The sequence below is a fragment of the uncultured Winogradskyella sp. genome (assembly GCF_937958655.1).
GTDB lineage: Bacteria > Bacteroidota > Bacteroidia > Flavobacteriales > Flavobacteriaceae > Winogradskyella.
In genome coordinates, this window is record NZ_CALGNH010000089.1 from 1 (window position 1) to 10,921 (window position 10,921).

Consider the following 10,921-nt stretch of genomic DNA (forward strand, 5'->3'; position numbering starts at 1 on the left):
GCTAATACATATACAACAAATATAGTTTCGAGTTTACCGAGTTACTTTACGGTTACCAATCCATCTCAGATTTCTGTATTTAGTGATTTTAATGAGCAGGATACTGTTGATTTCTGCGTCGAAGCCAATCAAAGTATTGAAGATGTAGACATTACGTTTATCCCAACTTCTGAAGCGCGTCCAGGGTTTGATGCATCCTATCAATTAATATATAATAACATAGGAACTAATCTAGTCACAGGATCAATAACCGTAAATTTCGATGATGCTATCCTAACGTTTTTATCAGCTTCCGAGGCTATAGCATCACAAGACTCTAATAGTTTAATCTTTGATTTTACAAATCTAAATCCATTTGAATCGCGTTTTATTAATCTCGAATTCAACGTATTTCCACCACCAACGGTTAATGATGGAGATGTATTAATGTTTACGGCCAATATTTCACCTTCGGCTAATGATTTTACTCCCGATGATAATACCTATACTATAGAACAAACGGTTGTGAATTCATTTGATCCAAATGATAAGCGGGTACTACAAGGCAATTCAATTTTTGAAGAAGAAACAGGAAACTATTTAGACTACATAGTGCGTTTTCAAAATACAGGCTCGGCCAGTGCCATAAATGTTAGGATAGAGGATGTATTAGACGATAAGTTAGAATGGACGACCTTGCAGCCAATGTCTTCTAGTCACGATTATGTTGTACGAATAACCAACGACAATTTTGTTGAATTTATTTTTGATGCTATTAATCTACCTCCGCAGTCCGAAAGTGAAGCGTTATCACAAGGCTATATAGCCTTTAGGATAAAACCTAAAACAGATGTTACCGTTGGTGATATTATTAGCAGTACAGCTGCTATTTATTTTGATTTTAACGCACCTATAATCACCAATACAGTTTCTACAGAAGTTGTAGCTCCGTTAAATACGCAAGACTTTAGTTTAAATACGTTTAAAATCTATCCTAATCCGTCTAAAGCATCACTAAATGTAAGCTCTAGACAGATTATAAATAGTTTAAGAGTTTTTGATAGTAATGGACGTACCTATATTTATGAAAATCCATTAGACCGAGCTATTAATTTAGATATTTCGGATTTAGCTAATGGAATATACTTTATTGCACTGCAATCTGGAAATTTAAAATCCACCAGAAAGTTTATAAAGCAATAAGTTTATTAATACCTATGTTTTAGGATTAGTTACATTCAATACGTGTAACTTCTGTGCCATTACCTGTGCGTACAAAGTCGGTTTCATCTTGGCATTCTACAGAAACGCGGTTGGTTTCAACTCTATTAAGCTGCCAGTCATCTGCAGAATCTGCGAGAAATTTTTCTTCAATGTAAGTGGCTTCTTCACAGTTACAAGGGGTCTCATCTTCAGTTACAGAACAACCAAAAAATAAAAGACAAGACATCATGGCTAGCAATACGCTAGAACGTAGTAAGTTTTTCATGTTTATTCGATTTGGGAGGGCAAATGTAGTATTTATTTTAAAAACATCCATAAAAAGCATTAATTATTCGATGAACGGTAATGTGTGTGATTTTACAATAAAAGTGTTTCAGGCTAACGCCGGTGAGTATTAACCGATAGAAAGCCCATGTAACTTAGGTTCTATTTTTTTAAAAGTATTCAATCATTTTGTAAGTACTGTTTTTTGTAGATTTATAGAAATAAATAATTATGCTCAAAAAAATATTTGCTAGTGCTGTTTTTGGTGTAGAAGCATCAACAATAACTGTAGAGGTTAATGTAGATAAAGGTATTGGTTATCATTTGGTTGGGCTGCCAGATAATGCTATAAAAGAAAGCAATTATCGTATAGCTGCGGCACTTCAAAATAATGGGTTTAGGATACCAGGTAAAAAGTTAACTATAAATATGGCACCAGCCGATTTACGTAAGGAAGGTTCTGCATATGACTTAACGTTGGCCATTGGTATTTTAGCGGCTTCTAATCAAATAAAAGCTGACAACTTAGAGGATTATCTCATAATGGGAGAATTGTCCTTAGATGGGAGTCTGCATCCTATTAAAGGGGCTTTGCCTATAGCAGTAAGAGCAAGGGAAGAGGGTTTTAAAGGGTTTATTCTGCCAAGTCAAAATGCTAAAGAAGCCGCAATCGTTAGCGATTTAAAAGTTTTTGGCGTAGATAATATCACTCAGGTCATTAATCATTTTGATAAGGGTGAGCTAATTGAAGAAACACAAATAAATACTAGAGAGGAATTTTATAAAAATCTCGATTTTCCAGAATTCGATTTTGCTGATGTTAAAGGCCAAGAGAGTATAAAACGCTGTATGGAAATTGCGGCAGCAGGTGGTCATAATATTATATTGATTGGCCCACCAGGTTCTGGTAAAACGATGTTAGCCAAACGATTACCAAGTATTTTACCTCCAATGACCCTGCATGAGGCTTTAGAAACCACAAAAATCCACTCGGTCGTTGGGAGAGTAAAAGCCCATGCAGGTCTTATGGCTCAACGGCCTTTTCGTAGCCCTGACCATACCATCTCTAATGTTGCCCTTGTCGGTGGCGGAAGTTATCCACAGCCTGGAGAAATTTCCTTATCACACAACGGTGTATTGTTTTTAGATGAATTACCAGAATTTAAGCGCGAAGTTTTAGAAGTGATGCGTCAACCGCTAGAAGATAGAGAAGTTACTATTAGTAGAGCTAAATTTACGGTGACTTACCCAAGCTCGTTTATGTTAGTGGCGAGTATGAACCCGAGTCCTGGTGGCTATTTTAATGATCCTGATGCGCCAGTAACCTCTAGCCCTGCTGAGATGCAACGTTACTTGAGTAAAATTTCAGGTCCCCTTTTAGACCGAATAGATATACATATTGAAGTGACTCCAGTACCTTTTGAAAAATTATCGGATGATAGAAAAGCGGAATCTTCTGTTGATATTAGAAAAAGAGTAACAACAGCTAGAGAACTTCAAACCAAACGTTTTGATGCTTTGAAAAATGTGCATTACAATGCGCAAATGAATACGAAACAGATTCGTAAATACTGTAAGTTAGATGAGGCATCATTACAATTATTAAAGTCTGCCATGGAACGTTTAAACCTTTCCGCAAGAGCTTATGACAGGATTCTTAAAGTAGCCAGAACCATTGCGGACTTAGAAAATTCTGAAAATGTTTTAGGAAATCATATTAGCGAAGCTATACAATATCGTAGTTTGGATCGAGAGGGCTGGTTGGGCTAATAAATACAAGTAAAATTTTTAAACCCATTAGTTTAGATATAATAAAGATTATGAAACACCTATTTTTAATAATATTAGTAATTATTAGTTTTGGTTGTAAGCAGAAAAACAAACCACAAACTAATAATAGTCAAATAACTTCAGTTCACTTAGAAGGAGTGCAGACACCAATTTTAAATCTTGCTCAAGCTAACCGATTAGCAGAATTACCGCTGTCTTGTGTTGGTGTAGAATACCCAAACAAACTCAATCAAACCATTGGTAGTAGTGAGGATTTAAAATCGCCAAGAGAATTACATCCTGCATTTTATGGGTGTTTCGATTGGCACTCTGCAGTTCATGGGCATTGGAGTTTAGTGAGTTTGTTACGTCAATTCCCTGAGTTAAAAAAGCGTAAAAAGGCTATAAGTTGGTTGCAACAAAGTATTTCAAAAGAAAATATTAAAAAAGAAGTTGCTTACTTTTACAGTAAGCATAATGCATCTTACGAGCGTACCTATGGTTGGGCTTGGCTGCTAAAACTCGCTGAGGAATTGCATAAATGGGATGATGCTGTAGCTAGAGATTTAGAACAAAATCTTAAACCGCTTACGGATTTAATTGTGGGTAAATATTTAGAGTTTCTACCAAAACTTAATTATCCCATTAGAGTTGGTGAGCATCCTAATACAGCATTTGGGTTGAGTTTTGCTTACGACTATGCCGAGACTTTAAATAATATTAAATTAAAACGTCTCATTGAGGAGCGCGCAAAAGATTTTTACCAAAATGACGCAGCGTGTCCTATAGAATGGGAGCCAAGCGGTTTCGATTTTTTATCTCCATGTTTAGAAGAAGCTGCGCTTATGAAACGGGTTTTGTCAAAACAAGAATTTAAAACTTGGATCGCTAAGTTTTTACAGCAACTTGGTGATAAAGCTTTTTATATTGAAACAGGCAAGGTCTCGGACCGTACAGATGGTAAATTAGTGCATTTAGATGGTGTCAACTTTTCTAGAGCTTGGAGCCTGTATAAAATTGCCCAAGATATACCTGAATACGAGCATCTTAAAAATATAGCTAACCAACATATCAATTATTCTTTACCAAGTATTGTTGGAGATAGTTATGAAGGTGGTCATTGGCTAGGCAGTTTTGCTATCTATGCTTTAAATTCTATAGATAGATGATAAAAATGTTTTTTAATAATATTGGCCCTGGACCACTAGTGGCTGCGGCTTTTATTGGCCCTGGTACAGTTACGCTCTGTACAGTTGCAGGCGTTAATTTTGGTTATGCACTACTTTGGGCAATGGTATTGTCGGTTATAGCAACAGTAATTTTGCAAGAAATGGCAGCGCGTTTGGGTATTGTTTCCCAAAAAGGCTTATCTCAAGTCATACGTGAAGAGCTTAAAAACCCAATTCTAAGAGGGCTTGCTATTGTTTTAATATTGTCTGCTATAGTTGTAGGAAATGCAGCTTACGAAGCTGGAAATATCAGTGGTGGCGCATTGGGTTTACAAACGCTATTAGGCAACACTCCGGTTAATAATCTTAATTCTAATATTGAGGTATTTCCTATTTTTATAGGAGTTGTAGCATTCATTTTACTTTATTTAGGTAATTATAGAGTGTTAGAAAAGGCACTAGTGAGTTTAGTGATATTAATGAGTATAGCATTTATAACTACAGCAATACTAACCAAACCGAATGTTTTAGAATTATTAAAAGGTATGTTAGTTCCTAAATTTCCTAAAAAAAGTATACTCACCGTTATTGGGCTTGTAGGTACAACCGTGGTACCATATAATTTGTTTTTACACGCGGCATTGGCAAGAACTAAGTGGACCTCTAAAGACGATTTATCTTTAGCAAAAAAAGACACCATAATTGCGGTTGTTTTGGGAGGGCTTGTGTCTGTGTGTATTATTATTTCCGCTTCGGCAATAACCTCTAAAGAAATCTCTAATGCGTCTGATTTGGCAATGGGTTTAGAACCTTTGTTTGGCGTTAATGCTAAATATTTTTTGTCTATTGGTCTTTTTGCTGCCGGTATTACAAGTGCCATAACCGCTCCTTTAGCAGCAGCCTATGTGGCATGTGGTTGTCTGGGCTGGCATCCTAATTTAAGGTCTTTAAAATTTAGAATGGTTTGGATGTGTATCTTAGGTCTAGGTGTAGTGTTTGCATCTATAGGTTTTAAGTCTATAGAGATTATAAAGTTTGCCCAAGTAGCCAATGGTTTGCTTCTCCCTATTGTAGCAGGATTTTTACTTTGGATTGTTAATAAGCACGCAGTTTTAGGTGTTTACAAGAATACCAAACTTCAAAATTCTTTTGGTGTGCTTATATTGCTAGTCACTATCTTCTTAGGTGTAAAAGGCATTTTGACCGTATTTAAAATAATATAAATGAATACAATTAGCTTAGATATTAATGCAGACGTAGGAGAGGGCTTAAATAACGAAAATGAGCTAATGCCATACGTGTCATCTTGTAATATTGCCTGTGGAGGCCATGCAGGTAACAACGGTACTATGACAGAAGTTGTAAAGCTAGCCTTGAAACATAAGGTTAAGATTGGTGCACATCCATCGTTTCCCGATAAAGAAAATTTTGGTAGAACGCTTATTAATATATCTACGGCAGATCTATATTCGAGCTTAAAAATGCAAATAGAAAAGCTTCAAAAAATTATAAACAAAGAAAACGCTTATATGCATCATATAAAACCTCATGGCGCATTATATAACTTAGCTGCAGTGGATGAAAAGACTGCCAAAGTCATAATAGAGGTTATAAAAAGTATGACTGTGCCCATAAAACTTTATGCACCATACAATTCCGTAATTGCAAAATTGGCAGATATGGAGAATATAGCACTTGTATTAGAGGCATTTGCGGATCGAAATTATAATGATGATTTATCTTTAGTGTCTCGTAAAAATAAACATGCAATTTTAACTGATAAGCATCAAATTTTAAATCAAATATTGAGCATGGTAAAGCATAATAAAGTCGTCGCTATAAATGGTGTAGAAGTACCCATTGAAGCATCGACATTTTGTATTCATGGTGACACAGAAAACGCAACTGAAATCTTACAATTTTTGAATACGGAATTGCCGAAAAATAGGATACAACTAAAGCGTGTGTAAAATGAGTTATAACTTAAAATTTTCACGTTACAATAAATGTTCAATTTTGATTGACTGGCCTTCAGAAATTGATGAAAACATACTTAATTCAATTTTAAATTTTAAAACATCTATTTTAAATCACTATTCTAAACAAAACGTTGAGGTTGTAAATACATATAATTCAATATTAGTTATTTACGATGTAGCTGTTGAAAATATAAATGCTGAATTTAAGCGTCTTAAATCGCTTTTTAAACTTCAAGATAGAATAGAAAAACCTGAAATTAAAATTTGGGAAATACCTGTGTGCTACAATGAAGAATACGGCATAGATTTAGATAACTTAGCATTAAAAAAACAGTGCTCAAAATCAGAAATTATAACATTACATTCTAAAGTAATTTACACGGTTTTTTTCATTGGGTTTTTACCTGGGTTTTTATATTTAGGAGGTCTAGATCCTAAACTTTATTTTAATAGAAAATCTACGCCAAATCTTAACATAAAAAAAGGAGCTGTAGCTATAGGCGGACAGCAAACAGGAATTTATCCGCAAAACAGTCCTGGAGGATGGCATATTATTGGACAAACACCAGTGACATTGTTTAATGTTGACCATAATCCTCCATGTTTTGTAAAAGCAGGAGATAAACTAAAATTTAAAAGTATAGATAAGTTAGAATTTCTAAAGCTTAAAAAACGTTTTGCTAAAGACGCGTTTACACCAAAATTCAGTTCAACGAATGCTTAAAGTTTTAAAATCTGGGTTTTATTCATCCGTACAAGACAAAGGACGGTTTGGTTACAGAGCATATGGAGTACCACGTTCTGGTGCAATGGACGCTTATTCTGCTGATTTTGCTAATGCTTTATTGGGTAACGATGCAAGCGCTGCTGTTATTGAGATGACTATGGTTGGTGGTAAATTTCAATTTTTAGAGTCTACGTTTATTGTAATTTCGGGAGCAGATATGTCACCAGCGATTAATGGTAATGCTGTAAAGCAAAATACAATTATACCTATTAATGCAAATACGGTTGTAGATTTTGGTAACGCATTATTGGGCTTTAGAACTTATGTGGCAATAAAAGGAGGGTTTAGATCAGAGCTGGTCTTAGAAAGTAGAAGCCAATATAATGAAATAACAACATCGGCAAAGCTATGTAAGGGTGATGTGATTAAGTATATGCCATTTGCAAGGTCTTATAATGCTGCAAACGCGGTTGTAAAGTATAATAAAACTATATGGACTTTGAATATAATTGAAGTTTACCAAGGTCCTGAGTTTAACTGGTTATCGGATGTTCAAAAAAATCAACTATTTACTACAGAGTTTAAAGTGTCTAAGCTCAACAGCAGAATGGCCTATCAGCTTACACCTCTTTTAAAAAATGACTTAAAACCAATAATTACATCACCAGTATTGCCAGGCACTGTGCAGTTAACACCTAGTGGAACTTTAATAGTTTTAATGCGAGATTGCCAAACTACAGGTGGTTATCCACGCATCTTACAGTTAACAGAAAATGCAATTAATAGTTTAGGTCAAAAAACCATAGAAAACAGCATAAACCTTAGATTAATAGAATAATACTGTAAGAAAACAACTAGCGATAATTTTTTTTATTCAAAAAATTTAATACATTACAAGGCTATCAATTAATTTTAAGACTTATTATTATGAAAAATTTAGGAACCTTACTGCTAGGTGTCATAATAGGTGGTGCTATTATGTATTTTTATTGTTGTAAAGAATCTGATCAAATGGAAATTAGAGAAATTGCCGCACCCAAGGGCATTATTACACCAAAAGAGGCAATGGCTCTAGACCAAGCCTATAATATAAAACATCGAATTATTAATGATTCTTTGTTCAAGAAATCTACAGATGGCGGTGATAATCGTTCATCGTGGTGGTCTTTAGAAGATATACAGAATTATATCAATTATGCGGAGAACCAATCGGGTGAATTAGGGTACACTATGGATGGCTTACGCGTCTATTTAGGATCTTACCCAGACTCTAAAGGACAAACTGGTTTAACCACTATGTTTTTTATACCAACAGGTAAAAAAAATATAGCTCAAGGAAGTATCTTATTGAAGCCACAAATTGGTAGTAATGATATTACAGGTGCTGATGGTTTGAATATGGGAGGGCAGGGAGATCCACCAAGCGCCAATTATCCGCAATAAATTTAAATTACAATATGGAAGAGTTTTTAAAAGAAAATTATTTTTTATTAACTCATTCCATTGAATTTTTAGCAGCAGTAGTTGGTATTTATTATTTTAAAAAATACCAAAATACTACTGCTAAATTTTTGATTTTTTTTGTTGTTTATGCATTCTTTGTGGATCTTTTAGGAAGATATCCAAGATATCTAAAAACACTAAATTTATTTTATCTAATAGAGGATACTAAAATTCAATTTAATTACTGGTGGTATGTTGTTTTCTGGTTTGGCGGTTTGACCACTTTTATTACTTTTTTAAATTATAGAATCATTGAGAATGTTCTTTATAAAAAAGTATTAAAAATACTTTATGTACTCTATGTAACACAGATTTTTCTATACTCTATTTTTAATTTTGAAGCATTATTTGATCCAACAGAACGTTTTTTTAAAATTACCAGTATATGGATGATTTTAGTTTCTGTATTTTTATATTTATACCAGATTTTACAGTCCTATAAAATTATAGAATTTTATAAGTCTATTTATTTTTATATAAATATTTCAATTTTATTGTGGACCATAATTACTGGTCCAATGATGTTTTATGAGATATATTTTTCAACAGCAGATTGGAACTTTGTAATTTTAAAATGGCAAATTTATTTGCTAGTAAATTTTTCTTTTTATTTAACTTTAATTTTAGCCATCATATTTTGCAAACAAGAGATCAAATAGTAAGTACTGATGCAGAGCGCTATCTCTTAATTTATATGATAGGTGTTTTGCTTATCATTTGCACTTTAATCGTAATTTTCTTCATAGTATTCCAAAAACGAAAAAACCAGTTACTAGTAGAACAATTAAAACAAAAACAAGCTTTTGAAGAAGAACTCACTAAAACCCAACAAGAAATCCAAGAAGAAACGTTAAAACATGTAGGTAGAGAATTACACGATAATGTTGGGCAACTATTATCATTCTCTACAATGCAAATGAATGCTGCCCTAAAAGTAGTTGGTGAAGATGTAAAAAAGAAAGTCCTTAATGCCTCTGAGGCCTTAAAAGAGTCACTTGCAGAAGTAAGGTCCTTATCTAAATCTCTAAATAGTGATGTTATCTTTAATTTAGGTTTTGATGCAACAGTTAAAAACGAGATAGATCGTTTAAATAAATCGGGATTAATTGAAGCTAACTATGCCGTTACAGGTAAAAAGGTAAACTTTGAGAATAAAAAAGATGAAATAATTTTATTCAGGATTTTGCAAGAGTTTATCTCAAACTCCATAAAATATGCGAATGCAGAAAATTTGAATGTAGAGATCACTTACAAAAGCGATATTTTAGAAATTAGAATAGACGATAATGGTATTGGCTATGACTTATCTACAGTAAAACAAGGCTCTGGCATTAACAACATGAAAAAACGCGCTGCATTAATTAATGCGGACTTTCATTTAGAGTCTAAACCTAATAATGGGACAGTTCTTATTTTAATTTACCCTTATAGATTGGTTTAAAAAGGACAGGCTTGCCACAAACTATCCTTAGGTAATGGCGCTATAATTGAAACAACTTCTTTTTTTACTGGATGTATAAATTCCAATTGTCTAGCATGTAGACTAATGCTACCATCTTTATTACTTCTATCAAAGCCATATTTTAAATCGCCTTTAATTGGGCAACCTATCTTAGATAATTGGCAACGAATTTGGTGGTGCCGCCCCGTTTCTAAGTCAATTTCTAGTAAATAAAAATTATCCAATTTTTTTATTACTGAATAATTGAGTATCGCTTTTTTTCTGCCTTCTACCTCCTTGTCGTACGCTGTGGACTTATTATTTTTAGGATTCTTTTTTAACCAATTAACTAATTTGGCTTCATGCCTTGGAGGTGTATTTTTAACTAAGGCCCAATAAGTTTTTTTAGCCGTTTTTTCAGCAAACAGTTTATTGAGTCTCGGTAAGGCTTTACTAGTTTTTGCAAACATCACAATTCCTGTAGTTGGTCTGTCTAAACGGTGTACAACACCTAAATATACATTACCAGGCTTATTGTATTTTTCTTTTATATAGTCCTTTACAACATCACTGAGCGGTTTATCTCCTGTTTTATCTCCTTGTACAAGGTCACCTGCACGTTTGTTAACCACGATAATGTGATTGTCTTCATACAAAACTTGAAGATTGTATTTGTTGGAAATGATTTTATCTATTTTATTTTTTTTTAACACCAATTATACAAATTTCCACTAACCACTAACCACTAACCACTAACCACTAACCACTAACCACTAACCACTAACCACTAACCACTAACCACTAACCACTAACCACTAACCACTAACCACTAACCACTAACCACTAACCACTAACCACTAACCAC

12 protein-coding genes are annotated in these 10,921 nt (G+C 33.8%); 10 read left to right on the plus strand and 2 right to left on the minus strand.

Features of this window, described 5'->3' with window-relative positions; all coding sequences use genetic code 11:
- A partial coding sequence (locus Q0800_RS13880; protein WP_299130923.1) for a T9SS type A sorting domain-containing protein occupies positions 1 to 1,182 on the plus strand: 1,182 nt, incomplete at its 5' end.
- A 25-nt stretch (positions 1,183 to 1,207) separates the two neighbouring features.
- Here Q0800_RS13880 and Q0800_RS13885 read toward each other — a convergent pair.
- Positions 1,208 to 1,468 (minus strand): hypothetical protein, encoded by a 261-nt coding sequence (locus Q0800_RS13885; RefSeq protein WP_299130925.1) that lies wholly within the window; start codon positions 1,466 to 1,468, stop codon positions 1,208 to 1,210.
- A 230-nt stretch (positions 1,469 to 1,698) separates the two neighbouring features.
- Between Q0800_RS13885 and Q0800_RS13890 the strand changes: the two genes are divergently transcribed.
- The 9 genes from Q0800_RS13890 (at position 1,699) to Q0800_RS13930 (ending at position 10,056) form a co-directional block, all read left to right on the plus strand.
- Positions 1,699 to 3,237 carry a YifB family Mg chelatase-like AAA ATPase gene (locus Q0800_RS13890; protein ID WP_299130927.1) on the plus strand — a complete coding sequence of 513 codons (1,539 nt, stop codon included), beginning with the start codon at positions 1,699 to 1,701 and terminating at the stop codon, positions 3,235 to 3,237.
- A 50-nt stretch (positions 3,238 to 3,287) separates the two neighbouring features.
- A complete protein-coding gene (locus Q0800_RS13895) occupies positions 3,288 to 4,406 on the plus strand; it encodes a DUF2891 domain-containing protein (protein ID WP_299130929.1) in 1,119 nt (372 codons plus the stop codon).
- The gene (locus Q0800_RS13900; RefSeq protein ID WP_299130931.1) at positions 4,403 to 5,629 is read left to right on the plus strand and encodes an Nramp family divalent metal transporter; all 1,227 of its coding nucleotides are present in this window, start codon (positions 4,403 to 4,405) and stop codon (positions 5,627 to 5,629) included. The genes Q0800_RS13895 and Q0800_RS13900 overlap by 4 nt, the downstream gene beginning before the upstream one ends.
- On the plus strand, positions 5,630 to 6,376 hold the full coding sequence (gene pxpA, locus Q0800_RS13905) for a 5-oxoprolinase subunit PxpA (RefSeq protein WP_299130933.1): 747 nt from the start codon (positions 5,630 to 5,632) through the stop codon (positions 6,374 to 6,376).
- A gap of 1 nt (position 6,377) precedes the next feature.
- The gene (gene pxpB, locus Q0800_RS13910) at positions 6,378 to 7,109 is read left to right on the plus strand and encodes a 5-oxoprolinase subunit PxpB (protein WP_299130935.1); all 732 of its coding nucleotides are present in this window, start codon (positions 6,378 to 6,380) and stop codon (positions 7,107 to 7,109) included.
- Positions 7,102 to 7,950, plus strand: a complete 849-nt coding sequence (locus tag Q0800_RS13915; protein ID WP_299130937.1) for a biotin-dependent carboxyltransferase family protein — start codon at positions 7,102 to 7,104, stop codon at positions 7,948 to 7,950. Before pxpB ends, Q0800_RS13915 begins: the two co-directional genes overlap by 8 nt.
- Before the next feature lie 89 nt (positions 7,951 to 8,039).
- A complete protein-coding gene (locus tag Q0800_RS13920; RefSeq protein ID WP_299130939.1) occupies positions 8,040 to 8,555 on the plus strand; it encodes a hypothetical protein in 516 nt (171 codons plus the stop codon).
- A gap of 14 nt (positions 8,556 to 8,569) precedes the next feature.
- Positions 8,570 to 9,274 (plus strand): hypothetical protein, encoded by a 705-nt coding sequence (locus tag Q0800_RS13925; RefSeq protein WP_299130941.1) that lies wholly within the window; start codon positions 8,570 to 8,572, stop codon positions 9,272 to 9,274.
- Positions 9,253 to 10,056, plus strand: coding sequence for a histidine kinase (locus Q0800_RS13930; RefSeq protein WP_299130943.1), 804 nt, complete (start codon positions 9,253 to 9,255; stop codon positions 10,054 to 10,056). Before Q0800_RS13925 ends, Q0800_RS13930 begins: the two co-directional genes overlap by 22 nt.
- Here the strand turns inward: Q0800_RS13930 and Q0800_RS13935 are convergent.
- On the minus strand, positions 10,053 to 10,751 hold the full coding sequence (locus Q0800_RS13935; protein ID WP_299130945.1) for an RluA family pseudouridine synthase: 699 nt from the start codon (positions 10,749 to 10,751) through the stop codon (positions 10,053 to 10,055). The two genes, Q0800_RS13930 and Q0800_RS13935, sit on opposite strands and share 4 nt — an antisense overlap.
- Positions 10,752 to 10,921 lie beyond the last annotated feature (170 nt).